The sequence below is a fragment of the Paenibacillus sp. FSL H7-0331 genome, from assembly GCF_001956045.1.
This window is the reverse complement of record NZ_MRTH01000023.1, coordinates 40,239-56,512: the sequence shown is the minus strand read 5'-3', so window position 1 is coordinate 56,512 and position 16,274 is coordinate 40,239. Positions and strand designations below refer to the sequence as shown.

General features: G+C 47.1%; 14 protein-coding genes. All 14 read right to left on the bottom strand.

The window, feature by feature from the left end; genetic code table 11:
• Positions 1-49: 49 nt before the first annotated feature.
• The gene (locus BK127_RS27460) at positions 50-931 is read right to left on the bottom strand and encodes a carbohydrate ABC transporter permease (RefSeq protein ID WP_076235068.1); all 882 of its coding nucleotides are present in this window, start codon (positions 929-931) and stop codon (positions 50-52) included.
• A gap of 11 nt (positions 932-942) precedes the next feature.
• Entirely contained in the window at positions 943-1,863 is a 921-nt protein-coding gene (locus tag BK127_RS27455; RefSeq protein ID WP_076235066.1) for an ABC transporter permease, read from the bottom strand.
• A gap of 94 nt (positions 1,864-1,957) precedes the next feature.
• Complete coding sequence (locus tag BK127_RS27450; protein ID WP_076235063.1) at positions 1,958-3,607, bottom strand: extracellular solute-binding protein; 1,650 nt, start codon at positions 3,605-3,607, stop codon at positions 1,958-1,960.
• Positions 3,608-3,758: 151 nt separating this feature from the next.
• The gene (locus BK127_RS27445; protein WP_076235060.1) at positions 3,759-6,095 is read right to left on the bottom strand and encodes an AraC family transcriptional regulator; all 2,337 of its coding nucleotides are present in this window, start codon (positions 6,093-6,095) and stop codon (positions 3,759-3,761) included.
• A 187-nt stretch (positions 6,096-6,282) separates the two neighbouring features.
• Positions 6,283-6,543 carry a DUF2164 domain-containing protein gene (locus BK127_RS27440; RefSeq protein ID WP_179097625.1) on the bottom strand — a complete coding sequence of 87 codons (261 nt, stop codon included), beginning with the start codon at positions 6,541-6,543 and terminating at the stop codon, positions 6,283-6,285.
• A gap of 34 nt (positions 6,544-6,577) precedes the next feature.
• A complete protein-coding gene (locus tag BK127_RS27435; protein WP_076235057.1) occupies positions 6,578-7,360 on the bottom strand; it encodes a Cof-type HAD-IIB family hydrolase in 783 nt (260 codons plus the stop codon).
• A 318-nt stretch (positions 7,361-7,678) separates the two neighbouring features.
• Positions 7,679-8,527 (bottom strand): SDR family oxidoreductase, encoded by an 849-nt coding sequence (locus BK127_RS27430; protein WP_076235055.1) that lies wholly within the window; start codon positions 8,525-8,527, stop codon positions 7,679-7,681.
• On the bottom strand, positions 8,524-9,600 hold the full coding sequence (uxuA, locus tag BK127_RS27425; RefSeq protein WP_076235053.1) for a mannonate dehydratase: 1,077 nt from the start codon (positions 9,598-9,600) through the stop codon (positions 8,524-8,526). Before uxuA ends, BK127_RS27430 begins: the two co-directional genes overlap by 4 nt.
• A 103-nt stretch (positions 9,601-9,703) precedes the next feature.
• On the bottom strand, positions 9,704-10,390 hold the full coding sequence (locus BK127_RS27420) for a GntR family transcriptional regulator (RefSeq protein ID WP_076235051.1): 687 nt from the start codon (positions 10,388-10,390) through the stop codon (positions 9,704-9,706).
• A 177-nt stretch (positions 10,391-10,567) separates the two neighbouring features.
• Positions 10,568-11,416, bottom strand: a complete 849-nt coding sequence (locus tag BK127_RS27415; RefSeq protein WP_076235048.1) for a carbohydrate ABC transporter permease — start codon at positions 11,414-11,416, stop codon at positions 10,568-10,570.
• Between the two features lie 18 nt (positions 11,417-11,434).
• A complete protein-coding gene (locus BK127_RS27410; protein ID WP_076235046.1) occupies positions 11,435-12,346 on the bottom strand; it encodes an ABC transporter permease in 912 nt (303 codons plus the stop codon).
• Between the two features lie 42 nt (positions 12,347-12,388).
• The gene (locus BK127_RS27405; RefSeq protein ID WP_076235044.1) at positions 12,389-13,477 is read right to left on the bottom strand and encodes a Gfo/Idh/MocA family protein; all 1,089 of its coding nucleotides are present in this window, start codon (positions 13,475-13,477) and stop codon (positions 12,389-12,391) included.
• Complete coding sequence (locus BK127_RS27400) at positions 13,478-15,058, bottom strand: glycoside hydrolase family 43 protein (protein ID WP_076235041.1); 1,581 nt, start codon at positions 15,056-15,058, stop codon at positions 13,478-13,480. It abuts the gene before it with no gap.
• A 16-nt stretch (positions 15,059-15,074) separates the two neighbouring features.
• Positions 15,075-16,232 carry a Gfo/Idh/MocA family protein gene (locus BK127_RS27395; protein ID WP_076235038.1) on the bottom strand — a complete coding sequence of 386 codons (1,158 nt, stop codon included), beginning with the start codon at positions 16,230-16,232 and terminating at the stop codon, positions 15,075-15,077.
• Positions 16,233-16,274: the final 42 nt, after the last annotated feature.

Here is a 16,274-nt window from a genome sequence, read left to right as displayed (position 1 = left end):
CGGCTGCTTGTCATAATTTCAGCCGCCCGCTCCATCCATCTTGTTCAATTTATTCTTTAATCGCGCCCAGCATAACACCCTTGACAAAATAGCGCTGCAGGAATGGGTACATCAATAACACCGGTATCGTGGCGACAATGATCGTGGCGTATTTGATCGTTTCCTGAAGCAATCCTTTATCGATATCACTGATGCCTGAAGTCATCGTGTCCGTACTCGTCGTTATTAAGATCTCCTGGAGCACCAGCTGCAGCGGGTAATAATCCCGGTTACGGATATAAATCATCGCATCCAGATAGGAATTCCAGTGCTGAACGCCGTAAAACAGCAGCATAACAGCCATAATCGGAAGCGATACCGGTATGAATACGCGCATCAAGATCGTAAAATCATTGGCCCCATCGATACGAGCGGACTCCTCAAGCGCTGCCGGAACCTCCTGAAAGGAAGTTCGCATAACGAGTAAATTCCATGTATTAATCGCAGAAGGCAAGATCATCACCCAACGGGTATCGAACAAATGCAGGTTCTTAATGACGAGATAGGTGGGAATCAGACCCCCGGAGAAGAACATCGTAAAGACGATAAAGAAAGTAATCGGACCTACCAGCATAACCTGCTTGCGGGACAAGGCGTAAGCGGCAAAGGCCGTCAATATAATATTAAGCGCTGTCCCCACAATCACATAAATGAGTGTGTTTCCATAGCCGATCGCGATCAACGGATTGTTGAGAACAAGCCGATAAGATTCCAGGTTGAAACCGGCAGGACGAAATAACAAACCGCGATGCTGCAGCAGATCGGCCGGATTGCTGAGTGAAGCGAACACAATATATAGAAACGGGTAAAGTGTTATTAGCATCAACAGGAGCATCATCACGATATTGAAGAGGTCAAACGTATGCTCGCCCCAATTTTTTCGAACGTTCATGGCGCTCCCCCCTACCATAATTTACTCTCGCTTAGTCTGCGGCTAAGCGCATTAGCCGAGATCAGCATAATAAAATTGATGATATTGTTCATCAGGCCAATCGCCGCTGAGAAGCCATAGTCCATTTGCAGCAAGCCCCTGCGATACACAAAGGTTGAAATCACATCAGCCGTATCATAAATCGTCGTATTGTACAGCAGTATAATTTTCTCAAAGTTAATGCCGGACATCATCCCGCCAATCCGCAGAATAAGCATAATAATGACTGTCGGCATGATGCCAGGAACTGTAATGTGCATCATTTGCTTCAACCGACCAGCCCCATCCACCCGGGATGCTTCATATAAGGAAGGATTAATGCCGGCTATAGCAGCAAGATAGATGATGGAGCCCCAGCCAACACCTTGCCAAATGCCGGAGGATACATAGATGAATCGGAACCACTCCGGTTTAATCATGAATGAAATCGCCTCTGCCCCAAATATCGCCGTAAGCCTGTTGATCAGCCCGTCACTCGCCAAAAAATCAATCAGCATTCCTGACACTACAACAACAGAAATAAAATGCGGCAAGTAGGTAACCGATTGCACAATATTTTTGAATATGCGGTGGCGAAGCTCGTTCAGGAACAAAGCCAGCACAATCGGCGCCGGGAACCCAAACGCAATGTCATAGATGCTCAGCACAAACGTGTTGCGGACGATCCGCCAAAAATAATAGCTTTGGTAAAACGAAACGAAATGCTTGAAGCCTACCCACTCGCTGCCCCATATCCCTTTGGTGGGCACAAAATTTTTGAAGGCAATCTGCAAGCCGTAAATAGGGAGATACATGAATATAAAATAATAGGCAAGTACCGGAATCAGCATCAGGTACACATATTTATTTCTAACCAGATCTCTCCTCAGTCTCAATCCTAAGGGTTTGTCCATCCTAACGCTCACCTGCCTTATGCCTTGTTAGAAACTGGCATTGAAGCGCTCCCGCTCTTCCTCTGCCGGTTCCGGAATGTAAGCTTGATTCCTTCTAACGCTTCAAATAGCGTTCATATGCGGCTTGCTCGATTTTGACGGCTTCCTGGATGTTCATTTTATTCAGTCTATCAACAAACTTGTCGAAGTTTTCGATAGGCTCTGCGCCCATAACAAATTTATCAAACATTTCATCCGTGTAGGTTTTCACGTCATTCATAATTAAAGCGATCTGCGAAGCTTCCTCGGAAGTAAGCGACAGTGGAGGCAGTATGCCCTTATTGTCAGGCTGCACCCAGGTTTTGAGCGCTTCGGTTTGCTGCGGCATCGATGCATTTTGCTCCTGGTAGCGTTTATCCTGAACAAGCGGTGCACCGAACGGAACCGCATATTTGGATAAAGCTGCCGAGAATGACAGTCCGTCCTTGTTTTTCATAACATCGTCCGTATATTTGGGAAAGCCGTTCTCCATCGTATAGCTTTTGCCCGGAACACCAAAGTTGAACAGCATATGGCCTTCCTCGCCGTACTTGTAGTCAAGCCATTTGACCGTTTCTATAATGTGCTTGTTGTTCTTCGTGATCACCGCCCCATACCCGTTAAAGATCGGCTCCTGCTGTCCCTGTACAGGCTTGTCGCCTTTTTTCAAGGTCGGATAAGGCGCCCCTGCCAAGTCGAACGTAGGATGCTTATCCTTCATGGCTGCCAAGTATTTGCCGATCCCGCCGCCAACCGCCATATCCGTTGCGCCGACCAGATCACCTGTGACCTTGGCGTCCTTCTGCTTATCGTTCGTTGCCGCATAGTCAGGATCGATCAGCCCTTCCTTGTACCAATTCCGCATCGTGGTAAGGAATTCTTTATACTGCGGCTTCACAGGACCGTACTGGACCTTGCCGTTATCCAGGTAAAAGTCATAGCGGACCCCCCAGGCATTCAGATACAGATTACCAAAGGCCAGCTTGCTCTTGAGCAGAAGCATCGGTATTTCATCCGCCTTGCCATTTCCGTTCGGGTCCTTCTCCTTGAACGCTTTCAATACGGTGTGCCACTCATCGATTGTCTCAGGCATAGGCAGCTGCAGCTTCTGGAGCCAATCCTTACGAATACCGAGTCCAAAATAAGTCTGTAAGGACGGGTCGTTGCGAATGAACGGGAACGTATAAATGTCACCATTATCGGTAGATACCTGCTTGCGCGCTTCCGGATTTTCTGCCAAAAACTTTTTCAGATTCGGAGCGTACTTGTCAATGTAATCATTGAGTTTAATAATGACTCCATTGTTAAGTGCATTTTGCCCGCCGCCGGGATAGGCGCTCCAGCCCCATTCGATCACATCCGGGTAATCACCGGAGCTGAGCATCAGATTAAACTGGTTGGCCTCTTGACCAACCGCTGGATGCATGAAATTCACATGAATCCCTGTTTTCTTCTCCAGCTCTTTATAGGCTTCCATTTCGTTCGCGTCCTTTAAGCCATTCGGAAGCCCAACAAAATAACTGAGCGTTAGCGGACTGGACACAACTTTGCCATCAGCCGGAGTATTGGCGGCTCCCGCAGGTGCACCGGATGGGGCTTGTGAACCCCCGCTCTCCTCTTTCCCGCTGCAGCCCGCCGCAGCAGAAGCTAAAGCTACCATCATGGCGGTCGAGACGAGTATCCCTTTTATTTTGGTATGGGTTGTGGTTATTTCTATCTTCCTCATTCACAAACTCTCCCTTTATGCTGAATTAGGTCAGCGCCTGTTAGACGTTGGTGCCTTGAATCGATTGTAGGCGTTATCGTTTGGCTTAGGATACAGCTCATTGTTAAGATATATAAACTGTAGACCCACTACTGATAAACCAATGGTAAGATTAATGATCTTTTGGCAAGCTCGAACGGAAAGCTCCGGGGGTCACGCCTTCATTTTTTTTGAAAACCCGGATAAATCCAATGTCATTCGCATAACCAACCATGATCGCAATTTGGGCGATCGTATAGTCAGGATTGGCCATAAGCCGCTTGGCTTCACGAATTCGGATCATAACCACATAATCAGCAAGGTTCTGTCCAGTCGATTTTTTGAATAAGCCGGACAAATATTGAGGGGTTAAGCTAAAGTGCTCAGCAATCGAACTCACACTTAGAACGTTCTCACCATATTGCTGTTCAATATAACGCATAATGTTGTCCATCAGCCGCTCGCTATGTCCTGAACGCTTTTGCTTATAGACCAGGCATACGCGGCCGTACAGCTCCTGCATTTCGCTGAACAACCGTTCACGTTCGCTGCTATCGTAAGTATGGGTAATGTCCCATAGCTTGGCCGCAATCGCTTGCTCGGTTTGGGGTTGTCCTTGCACGATCTTCAATAACGCTCCCAATAGATTGGTGATGAGTACACGTTCAAAATCCGGTGGGATGTCATGGATCACAAAATTTTCCTTGTAGACGGAATCGATCAACGCAGAGGTTTTGGATGCGTCTCCAGCCTTGACCAGGTTCACCAACTGCTGCTCGACCTCCAGTGGAAAGTAATAATAGAAGCTGCTCTGCACCCTATCATCATAGGCTGCCGTCCGGTTATCCCTCTTCCTGTTGCTCGGGTCCAGCCCTTTCAGCGCTTCGCGAAACGCAGCACCCATCCCCGCAGCATCAGTCACCCCACTGACTCCAATTGATATTTTCAGGTGAAATCTATTTTCCAACACTTGTACGAGCGTTTCGCTTATCGCTTGCAAATCCTGAGCCGAATCATTCAAGCGTTCCTCATTCAGATTCAGTAAAACAGCCACCCGCTTGTGCTCCAATTCGACCGGAAAGCCCAAGTGCTCCTGGTTGGCAAGCTCACCTGCAATATTAGAAACAATAAAGCTGACCAATGGCCATTCGCGTTCGTTACCATCAGCTGTAAACCCGCTCATATCATCGATCTCAATAAGCAGCACGGCATAGGAGGGCCCTACGAACTGCACACCCACGAAAGCAAGCGTTTCCGGCTGCAATTCGGCAGGGTCCACATTACCATAAATAAATCGAGTCAAAAAATTAAAGCGGATAATCGGCGTTTGCTGGGAGATCAGTCCCCGCAAATGGGATTCGGTTAATTGAGCCGATTCAATTGTCTTTCGTATGAATTCGTATTCACTGCCTCTTGGCCCTGTAACAGCTTCATTGCCTTGCCTGATCGTGCGTAGCACCTCTCGCAGCGGAGCATAATTCCGGTAAGCCAAAAACAGCGATGCCGTAATGCCCCCAAGCACACATAACGATAAGAGCAGAAGCGCCCATCTTTTGACAGAGAGGACCTGATCAAGAAATACATCCTGAGGAATGGTGTATACATATTTCCAGCCATTCGTGTTCGATGTCGTATAGGCTGCCACGTAGGTTCCTTCATCCCGGTTAACGATTAATTTGCCCTGCTGTCCAGCCAACTGCTCGTAGCGAAGCTGCAATTTGTCCGCATTCGCGCTCGTCGCGCTTATAATCTGATTGTGGTTATCGAGAATATAGACGGATCCCTGATTGACATCAACCAGCGTTTGGAACAAGCTGCGAAGCTTATTTTCATCAATGAAAATAAGCAGTGCTCCTTTCAAGGAGGATCTGTCGGCAACGGGAAGCGACTGTTTGTAGGTTATGATGCTCTGCATACCGCCACTCCCTACATTCACCGGCAGCGCAGGCATGTATTCGCGAAAATGTATACTCTGCATGTCTTTACGCCATTGATCACTGCTGATGCCAGTAAAATTGTACATGCCATCAAACAAAATCCCGGGCGATGACTTCACGTTGGGTCCGATAAAGGTGTCCGTTTTGGAAACATAAATATAAAAATCCAGGATATAATTGCTTAAGCTTTGATATCTTTGCAGCTCGTTCGTGAATTGAATGATCTCATAAGCGTCTGCATCCGACTCTTTTCCGTCGTTGTTCAGCAGCCAATGCAGCTTGGGATGCAGCGTAATTTGATGCTCTAGCTTTTCGATTTCCTTCAACCTGCTGTCAACAGCCTCACGCAGCTGCTCAAGCATTGCGGTATTCGTATGATCTACGGTTCGTTCCACTACCGATTTGGCTTTCCAATACAAGACGCCGCCGATCACGATAGCTAACATCAGTATCGCTATATACGACCAAAACATCGGTACCATGACACTTTTGGAGCTGCCGCGAAGCCTGATTCTCCAACTCTTTAAGGTCATTTCCTGCATCTCCTTTTCCATTCGTTGGAGCCTGAATAAGTCTTCATTTTATCACTTCCGTGAGGGAAGCAGAATAATCCATTCACCATGTCAACTGCTTATTTGTAAGGTCAGCTATACCAAACCTTGATATAAACAACAAAGAGGACTGCCTTCTTCGGCAATCCTGGTTGTACCTTGTATTGAATTATCTCTTTCGGTTATCGAGCGGCTGTTCAAGAGTATACAATTCATCTTCGATTTGAGCGGCTTTTTCGTTTATTAAGGTTCTGGCATCAGCAATCCCCTTGTTATACAAATACGGCCCAAGCTCCTTGATCATAAAATCAATTAATTGCTCTGCTCCCAAATCTCCTATCGTTTCCGATCTTTCTTCATTAAAATAGGCTTGAACATTTTTAATGATTTCTTCCTTTTGTTCTTTAGGCAGCTTCATGGGTATGATCATAAGTAATAGCATCTCCTTAAGATTGATTATTAAATTACAGGATATGGAAGGCCTGAAGCGCGTATTCAATGCCGTCATCGTCTACTGTTCTAGTTACGAAATCCGCCTTTTCTTTCAAACTGTCTCTGGCATTCCCCATGGCAACCCCAATTTTAACCATCTGGAGCATCTCGATGTCATTGCCACCATCCCCAAAAGCCATCGCTTCATCCGGGGTAATCTGGTAATGCTGTAACACTTGTTCAACCGCTCTTGCTTTGTTGTTACCTTTTCGCTCTATATTATACGCATTCGGTATCTCGCTGCCCCAATGATAAAACTGAAGATCGTCTGAAACCTGAGCGTAATCTTCAATCTTTCCACGGTCCAGGAATAAACACATCCCCATATATTCTACTTCATTGTCAGGGAATTTACTTGGAATCACCTGGCAATCTATATGCTTCAAGATAGGTAAGGCTACCTCGGCAGCGAGTCCATTCGAAAAGGTTTCTTCTATCCCAAAGCAGGACAAATGATCGCCACTGAGGCTGCTGATTTGGACCAAACGATCCCAATCTCCTGTAGAAATGGGGTCCTTATAGATTTCTGTTCCATCCAATGTGATGTAGGCACCACTACAATTAATAAAATTGTTAACTCCAAGCTGTTCCCCTACCGACTTCGCAAAAAAATAGGAGCGACCTGTAGCGACAACGACGTGGATCCCTTTTTCATGTAACGTTTGTATGCTTTGTATGGTTGAAGCTGGCACTTTTCCCGTTGTATTATCCACAAGCGTCCCGTCTAAATCGAAGAAAACAATTTTGATACTCATCCCAATCCTCCCACACGGGTTTATTCATATATCAGCCATATCTGCTTAACGGCTAGAAACATTATACATCAGTCGGCCATTTTTTACCTGTACAGGGAATCACTTTATAAGAAAACACAAGGTGAACGTAAAAAATGTCCTTTTATATTTTGTGCAAACTAGTATCATGAAGCGATTACTAAATAATGCATACAATTTGTATGATGAAGGTGGCGGTCTGCTCGATGAAATTAATTAAAGCCAGTAATTTCTTTTTTCACATGAAAAAGGTCGAGCAGAGGAATCTATCACCCTCTTGACTCGACCTTTTGGGGTCAGCTATACACCTGAATAAGCCATAAATCCGCCATCCACCGGCACCGTAATACCGGTCACAAAGCCGGATAGATTCGAATCGGCCAACCACAGCAGCGTTCCCAGCAGATCGTCGGGAGTGCCGAATCTTCTCATCGGCGTATGCGTGATGATTTTGTGCGATCTTTCGGTTAACGAGCCGTCTTCGTTGGTCAGCAGCTTCTTATTTTGCTCTGTCAGGAAAAAGCCCGGTGCAATTGCATTTACCCGAATACCGGAATCCGCCATGTGCACAGCGAGCCATTGGGTAAAGTTTTCGATAGCAGCCTTCGCCGCGCTGTAGACCGGGACCTTGGTCATCGGACTTGGTGCGCTCATCGAGGACATGTTGATCACAACCGCACCCGGACGATTGATCATCCCCTTGGAAAATACTTGTGTCGGCAGGATCGTTCCCAGGAAGTTCAAATTGAATACATATTCAATCCCCTCCTGGCTCAAGTCAAAAAACGTCTTCAGCTCTTTGTTATCCAAATCCTCAAGCTTCAGCGTTTCATTCGTTGTGATGCCCTTCGGATGATTGCCTCCTGCACCATTAATCAGAATATCACAAATGCCGAGCTGTTCGGTGACCTGTTTCTCTGCAGCCTTTACGCTTTCGATATCGACCACATTACATGCCACAGCAATCGCCACGCCGCCAGCCTCCCGTATCGCAGCCGCGACGAGCTCGCCTTTCTCCGCTGTCCGATTAAGGATAGCCACCTTGACGCCTTGACGTCCAAGCTCTCTGGCCATTGCCGAGCACAGCACGCCGCTGCCTCCAGTAATAACCGCTACTTTTCCTTGTAAATTCTCATTAATGCTGATCATACCCTCGTCCCCCGTTTCGTTCTCTCCAATGAATCCCATATTCCCCATAGATACATAATGCCAAGCGCACGGTCATATAACCCGTACCCCGCCCTGCATTTCTCATCCCAAATATGACGGCCGTGATCCGGTCGTGCGTAGCCTGTGAAGCCATTCTCATGGTACGCCTTCACAATATCGCAAATATCTACGCTTCCGTCGGAGGCTCTATGCGAGGTTTCGATGAAATCCCCATTCTCGTAAAGCCGCACATTGCGAATATGGGCAAAAGGAATCCGGTCAGCGAATTCCCTGACCATCTCGGCTACATTATGGTTCGGATTCACACCGAGTGAACCGCTGCACAGCGTCACGCCGTTATACGGATTATCGACCAGCTTCAGCAGCTTACGGATGCTGTCCGGACCCGTCATAATTCTCGGCAAGCCGAAAATCGACCAAGGCGGATCATCCGGGTGAATCGCCATTTTGATATCGTTGGCTTCCGCTACCGGAATAATCTGCTCCAGAAAATATTGAAGATTATTCCACAGGTCATCTTCGGTTACGTTCTTGTACGACTCGAATACCGAGGATAAGTGAAGCAGTCTGGCAGGCTCCCAGCCCGGCATCGTAAAGTCTGGATTCTCATTAATTTTTCGCACCAAATCCATGGGGTCCATCGCGTCAACCATCGCTTTTTCATAAAACAGCGCGGTTGAGCCATCCTCCAGCTCCTTGAACAAATCGGTGCGAATCCAGTCGAACACAGGCATGAAGTTATAGCAGATCACCTTCGCGCCTACCTTGGCCAGCTTCTCAATCGTCCGTTTGTAATTTTCGATGTAGCGATCGCGCGTCGGCAGGCCCAGCTTGATATCCTCATGGACATTGACGCTTTCAACGACCTCCAGATGGAAGCCGTAAGGATCAGCCAGTTTTTTGTAGGCAAGGATGTCCTCCATGGGCCATTCTTCGCCTGCGGGCAGATGATGAAGTGCCCAGACAATGCCTTCAACTCCGGGAATTTGTTTGATTTGCGGCAGGGTTACGGTATCGTTGCCTTCTCCATACCATCTAAATACCATTCTCATCCTGATTCCTCCAACAACAACTAATTATACTGATATTACTAGTATACTAGATTATTTATATTTTTGAATACGTTTTCTTAAAAAATAAATAGCCTGCGTGAGACTATTTAAAATATCCAGGATATTTGTGTTTTAATTCCTCTTTTTCAATAACGACCAGCTCCAGATGATCCCGTAACACCTGTTCGGCTGCATCGGGATTCTTTTCCTTGATGGCGCGGACAATCCCATGATGCTGGGAAAGAATAATTTTCCAGTCATGATTCGTAGCCAATCGCAAAAAACGGATTCGGTTATAATGTGTCGTCACCTGCTGAATAAGACCCCAGGTGCGCGTACGACCGCAGCCTACAATAATGGATCGATGAAACTCCTCGTCCAACTCGAACAATCGTTCATAATTCTCTTCGGATTCGCACAGCTCCTGTAGCGCAATCAGGTTCTGAAGGTGCAGCACCTGCTCACTGCTCAGCTTTACGCACGCCTCACGTACAATCGCCGACTCCATTGTTTCTCTTAGGAATCGGGCTTCCTCAGCATGCTGCATATCGATCAGCGAAATCACGGATCCTTTTTGCGGAGTGGTTTCAATCAGCTCATCCTGCGACAATTTAACAAGCGCCTCACGAATCGGAGTCCTGCTAACCTGAAGCATTTCCACCAGCTCTTTTTCCGAGATTAAACGTCCGGGCTCCAGCTTTAATTCCATAATATTTTTTTTCAGGTTTTCGTATACATGATCCCGAATGAGTCCCTTTTTATCTTTTAAAGTTGTTAGTTGCGTAGACATTAAAAAACCTCCCAGGCTCATTCGAGCTCATGCTGTATGATAGACGAGGACAAAAAACGCTATCTGACAGATGCTGCACACATTGCGGTTTTCTGCTCACTATTTATCACTATTATATACGAAGACCTGTCAGCGACATAGAAAAATTGTCAGCGTCCTCCGATTTGCCGTTTTTGTTTAACCTTTGACTGAACCCATTAAGGCTCCCTTGGCAAAATGCTTCTGCAGGAATGGATATACGATCATAATAGGAATCGTGGATACGACGATAACCGCCATTTTGACGGATTCGCCATAGAAGGCCACCGATTCGCCGCCATCACCCAAGCCGCCGGACGCCAGCACGACGATCTGTCTGAGCAGTACCTGAACCGGCCACTTATCCGGAGTGTTGATGAACATGATCGCGTTGAAATATTGATTCCATATGCCAACGGCATAAAATAAACCAAAAGCAGCGAGCGACGGGAGCGAAAGAGGTAAAACAATTCTTATTAACACGACAATCTCATGGGCCCCGTCCATCTTGGCGGATTCGATCAGCTCGGTCGGCACGCTGGAAAAGAAGTCGCGCAAAATGATCAGATAAAAAGCACTGACCAAACCGGGAATCATAAGCGCCCACAGCGAATCAATCATGTTCAGCTCTTTGACCACGAAATAAGTAGGGATAAGCCCGCCTTGAAAGAGCATCGTGAATAACACGAGCAGCATGATTTTGCTTCGACCGGGAAGCTGCTTATAAGATAAGGAATAAGCCATCAATGCGGTCGTAAGCAAGCTTAAAGCCGTTCCCAGCAAAGTAATGTAAATCGAAACGCCCAAGCTTCTGACAAACGTTTTCGTTGAGAAGATGTAGCGGTACGCGTCCAGATTATAATCACTCGGCCAGCCTGAGGTATCTGCAGAGAAAGAAGTGATAATGACGTATACGAATGGTAAAAAAGTAAGCAAGCCGATCAAACCAAGCAGGACGTAGTTGCACATTTCGAATATTTTTTCACCAAAAGTCTGATTGTGATGCATGGTGCTCTCCACCTTTGCTTAATATATTCCCTCTTCGCCAAACCATTTGGCAATCTTGTTTGCCATGAGCACCAGGACGAGTCCCACCACCGACTTGAACAGCCCGACCGCCGCGCTATAACTAAATTGGCCTTGCTGTAAACCGACGCGGTACACATAAGTATCAAACACTTCGCCGACATCACGGTTAACGGAATTGACCATCAGGAAGATCTGCTCAAATCCCAGATCAAGAAAGCTTCCGAGTCTCAGGATGAAGAGAATCACAATAACGCTCCGAATCGCAGGCAGCGTCACGTGCCAAAGCTGCTGAAACCGATTAGCACCATCCATACGGGCCGCCTCATACAATTGCAGGTTCACTCCCGCCAGGGCTGCCAGGAATATGATGGTGCCCCAGCCAGCGTCTTTCCAAATCATCTGCATCACAATCAAAGGCCGGAACCAATACTCGCTCGTTAAAAATTCAGCAGGCTTGTACCCTAGCGCTATTAATATTTGGTTGATGATACCGCCCTCTGTAGTCAGAAGCACGTAAGAAATACCAGCAATAACGACCCACGACAGGAAATGTGGAATGTAAACAAGGGTTTGCACGAACCGTTTGAACATCTCTCTGCGGACCTCATTCAGCAGCAAAGCCAGGACAATCGTTATCGGGAAAAAGATTAATAGGCTGTACAGCCCGATAACGATGGTGTTTCGGAAAAGCATCCAAAATTCCGGCATCCCGAAAAATCGTCTGAAATGCGCCAACCCGACCCATTCGCTTTGCATCAATCCGGCGAAAGGCTGGTAATTTTTGAATGCCATGATCACGCCCCATAAGGGGACATATTTGAATAAAAAGAAATAAATAATGCCCGGAACCATAAACAAATATAACCAGCGGTATTTCCACATTTCTCTCATGGCCAGTTGTACCTGCATTGTGTTCTTCACCTCATCCTACTTGAATTCTGCAGCTGTCCTTTAGTTACTCTCAGCCCATGGTTGACGAACCGATACTACGGTTTCACCGGACACGATCGCCTGCTCAATCAGCATCCCGATATAGTGGTCCTGGGATGCCTCCGGCAAACCATAGAACCCGGGACCGCCTGTGGCGTAAGCAGCCATTTTGCTCAGGCAGGCAGCAATGGCGATCTCATCGTCATACAGCCTTGCCGGCATAAAAGGATTTTCGTATACCCAACGTTCTCCCGCCATAATTCCTTTCAGGAAGTAGCCCTCCGCGTTCTCATATTCGCCTTTGTTGATGCGCTTTAATTCTGATTGAATCTGAGTGCAGGATGGGTCCTGTATGCTGATCCGGTTATCGAATATTTCCCCGCGCTCTCCCCTTATACTCATATGATTGGAGCGTGTCCATGAACGATGCTGATCCTTGGTGAAGTCATAAATACCGAGCTTGCCGCCAAAATCGAGCCAAGCCAAATCCCTCTCCGATTTGACTAATTTATCTTCTGTCGGAGGACCGCTGCGGTTAGGCCCGGCAACCCAATTGGATTCGAATCGCATGGCCTTAATTTTGACTTGCTCATACTGGACCCCAAGCATTTTTCGAATTAAGCTGACAGCATGATAAAATTGAGAAATCGATACGGTCACCTGATTAACGCTGCCTAATTGTCCTGACTGAATAATAGTTGACCGCGCTTCTTGTATAGGGTGAAACTGGTACTGCTCGGCTACTTGAATCCGCGCTCCTTGGCGGATAAGCTTATCATACACCTGTAATAAACCTTCGAGATTAGGAGCCGGAGGTGTTTCCGCAAGAACAGGAATTCCCCGTTCTGACAGCTGCACCATATAATCAAAAGCAGCCGACGAGCTAACGGATAATACGACAAAATCTGGCTGTTCATTTGCCAACAGCTGCTCCAGACTCCGATAGGTCGCTACATGCCATTGGTCCTCCATGGCCCGACCCTTGGATTCGTCACGGACCACCATGCCACTAATGCGAAACTGCTCCGGCAGCGCTTGTGCTATTCTCAGAAAATATTGTGCGCGAAACCCACTGCCGCCGATGATGCTGAATGTTGCTGGTTTTGCCATCTATTCCACCGCCTTTTCAATATAAGAAAATGAATCGAAGTCAGCATGTTTTCGAGTGCCGCTTAAATCCTGAACGCACATTCCGATAAAGGTGCCGGTAAAACGAATATAATCAGGATAATCATCTGACAAATGACAAATATCGACAACCGGACCGATGGCCGCCCATTCACCACCTTCGGCTGCGTAATAAAACTGCAGCGCTTCACGGTCGATAATGGCTTTTAGCTTACAGCGGGTGATGTCCTGCAGTGGGATGTCCGTATCCAACAGCTCATCATACACGCCACCCACCGATTGAATAATCCCGATGCATTTGCCATGTACCTCATGGTGTGTGATACGCAAATACATGTAATCCTCCGTATCGTAGTAAACAATCAACCCCGCCAGCTGCTGAAAGTTGTCAGGCTCAAATTCCACAACGGTTTCAACTTCGCAATGAAACGCCTGCTGCCTGCGGGCTACAAGACTTTGCCTGTGAAGCGAGCTCATCGATTCCATACCCTTCAGTCGCAGAAACCCAGGTCGTTCTGTCAAAGAAAGCCAATCCGGCCCCGGCGCAATCCGCAGCGTATTCCATACGACGCCGAGACTCGCATCATCAAAGTGATCCACTACCGGTTCCGCTTCAAAAACAAACGGTTCGATCCTCGGCGCCTTAACGCTGGATTTGGGCCAATTGCCCTCTTCGACCCTAAGCCAGTGATCCTCTGTCCAATAGCAGCGCTGTAAAGCCGTCTCTCTACCCAAATTGCAGTATTTGTCCTTAACCGGTCTGGCACATAGATGGGCTAAATACCATTCTCCGGTATGTGTTTCCACCAATGAGCCATGTCCCGCTTTTTGCAGCGCCAGCTCGGGTTTACCGGCAGATGTGAGGATGGGATTGGTAGGGTCCACCTCGTAGGGGCCTTCAATGGACTTGGCTCTCGCCATCGTCACCGCATGGTTATATTGCGTACCGCCTTCAGCGGTCATTAAATAATAAAACCCGTTTCTTTTGTACAAATGCGGCCCTTCGGTGAGCTTTAGCTCCGTCCCTTTAAAAATATTAATGACCGGACCGATCAGCCTGCGTTCCTCTACCGAATATTCCTGCAGCGCTGTGCCCGCGAATTTATTGTTTCCTTTGCGATGGTCCCACAGCATATTGACCAGCCACTTCCGCCCATCATCATCGTGAAACAGCGAAGGATCGAATCCACTGCTGTTCAGAAAAATAGGCTCCGACCAGGGACCCATCATATCAGGGGCTGTAACCATATAATTATGGGTATCCTTAAATGCCCCTTTTCGGCTCTTCACATCGGTATATATTAAATAAAATAGACCGTCATCATAAGTTAAGCAGGGAGCCCATACGCCTCCGGAGTTCAGTTCACCCTCCATGTTCAGCTGCGAAATGCGATTCAAGGGCCGGGTTAAGAGGCGCCAATGCACCAAATCCTTGGAATGATGAATCTGAACCCCGGGAAACCATTCAAATGTTGATGTTGCAATATAATAATCTTCTCCAACCCGAAGAATTGATGGATCCGGGTTAAATCCAGTCAGAATCGGATTCGTAATCGTCTGCATGGCAGGTAAACCTCCTCTATTCATATTTCCCGCCTAACGTAATATCGTTTTTGGCAAATCCGGTTACCGAATTTGTTTTTTCGTAGAAATGGGTAGCGTTGGCCATAATGCCTTCCCTTGTATAGAACAGGCTGTCCGGCTGTAACGGCAATTCGACCTGCCGCCCTGTGCTGGCTGCCATATAAATCGCGGTAATCAGCTCCAGCGTCTTCTTTCCTTCATAGCCATCGACCAATACGGTCAACGTATCGTTTTCTATAGCTGACAGCACATTATCAATTTGTCCTTGATGTCCACTGTAAGGTACCGAAGGGAGCTCGTTGTACAGCTGTTCAATTTCATTTTCCAATTCGACATTTTTGATGGGGAATCCATTTTCTTTGGGAACGGAGGCGTATACTTTCCATGGTGCCGAGATTCTCGCTTTTTCTCCTTGAAAAATGAGCTGCTGTTCTTCACCATGATGAACAACCGAGCTTGTGATTTGCGCCAACGCACCGCTCGGATAAGATAAGACGGCGATCGATAAATCCTCCACTTCCGCATTGTCATGTGAAGTGTTGCTCATGATCGCTTGAACCTTGGTCGGCATCCCCATCATCCATTGAAGCATGTCAATGTGATGCACTGCATGATTGAGCGTGCAGCCCCCGCCTTCCTTCTCCCACGTGCCTCTCCACCAGAGATCGTAATAAACATGTCCACGCCACCAGTACGATTCCACCTGAGCGTGTACCACCTTGCCCATTTTTCCTGAATCCAGCACCTGCTTTAATTTCATGATCGGATCGCGGAAGCGGTTTTGACCGACTACGGACAGGATCTTTTTCGCTTTCTCTGCCGCTGCAATCATCCGGTCACATTCAGCTAACGAGGAGGACATCGGCTTCTCCACCAACACATGCTTACCGGCATTCAAGAATTGAACGGATAAATCGGCATGTGTATAAGGCGGCGTACAAATGGAAACGAGATCAATATCATCCCGTGAAGCAATGTCGGCGGAATCACTGACGATGTCACAACTCAGTTTGTGTTGTTCCTTAAGTATTGCTGCTTTTTCCGGGTAAATATCGCATAAAGCGACGATTTGGCACCGCTCCGGAAAAGAAAGGTATGCTGCCAAATGAGCTGCCGAAATACCGCCTGTACCTACTATCGCGACTCTAATCATGATAATAACCTCCTGTTTTTAACTGATCATCCTCATAGAACA

Bases quoted from the DNA above. Each gene is read 5' to 3' on its own strand.
- BK127_RS27400 (WP_076235041.1), bottom strand. From the start codon at position 15,058: ATGCAGACGATTACGAATCCGATTCTGACTGGATTTAACCCGGATCCA.
- BK127_RS27445 (WP_076235060.1), bottom strand. From the start codon at position 6,095: ATGACCTTAAAGAGTTGGAGAATCAGGCTTCGCGGCAGCTCCAAAAGT.
- BK127_RS27450 (WP_076235063.1), bottom strand. From the start codon at position 3,607: ATGAGGAAGATAGAAATAACCACAACCCATACCAAAATAAAAGGGATA.
- BK127_RS27395 (WP_076235038.1), bottom strand. From the start codon at position 16,232: ATGATTAGAGTCGCGATAGTAGGTACAGGCGGTATTTCGGCAGCTCAT.
- BK127_RS27410 (WP_076235046.1), bottom strand. From the start codon at position 12,346: ATGCAGGTACAACTGGCCATGAGAGAAATGTGGAAATACCGCTGGTTA.
- BK127_RS27415 (WP_076235048.1), bottom strand. From the start codon at position 11,416: ATGCATCACAATCAGACTTTTGGTGAAAAAATATTCGAAATGTGCAAC.
- BK127_RS27420 (WP_076235051.1), bottom strand. From the start codon at position 10,390: ATGTCTACGCAACTAACAACTTTAAAAGATAAAAAGGGACTCATTCGG.
- uxuA (WP_076235053.1), bottom strand. From the start codon at position 9,600: ATGAGAATGGTATTTAGATGGTATGGAGAAGGCAACGATACCGTAACC.
- BK127_RS27435 (WP_076235057.1), bottom strand. From the start codon at position 7,360: ATGAGTATCAAAATTGTTTTCTTCGATTTAGACGGGACGCTTGTGGAT.
- BK127_RS27430 (WP_076235055.1), bottom strand. From the start codon at position 8,527: ATGATCAGCATTAATGAGAATTTACAAGGAAAAGTAGCGGTTATTACT.
- BK127_RS27440 (WP_179097625.1), bottom strand. From the start codon at position 6,543: ATGATCATACCCATGAAGCTGCCTAAAGAACAAAAGGAAGAAATCATT.
- BK127_RS27460 (WP_076235068.1), bottom strand. From the start codon at position 931: ATGAACGTTCGAAAAAATTGGGGCGAGCATACGTTTGACCTCTTCAAT.
- BK127_RS27455 (WP_076235066.1), bottom strand. From the start codon at position 1,863: ATGGACAAACCCTTAGGATTGAGACTGAGGAGAGATCTGGTTAGAAAT.
- BK127_RS27405 (WP_076235044.1), bottom strand. From the start codon at position 13,477: ATGGCAAAACCAGCAACATTCAGCATCATCGGCGGCAGTGGGTTTCGC.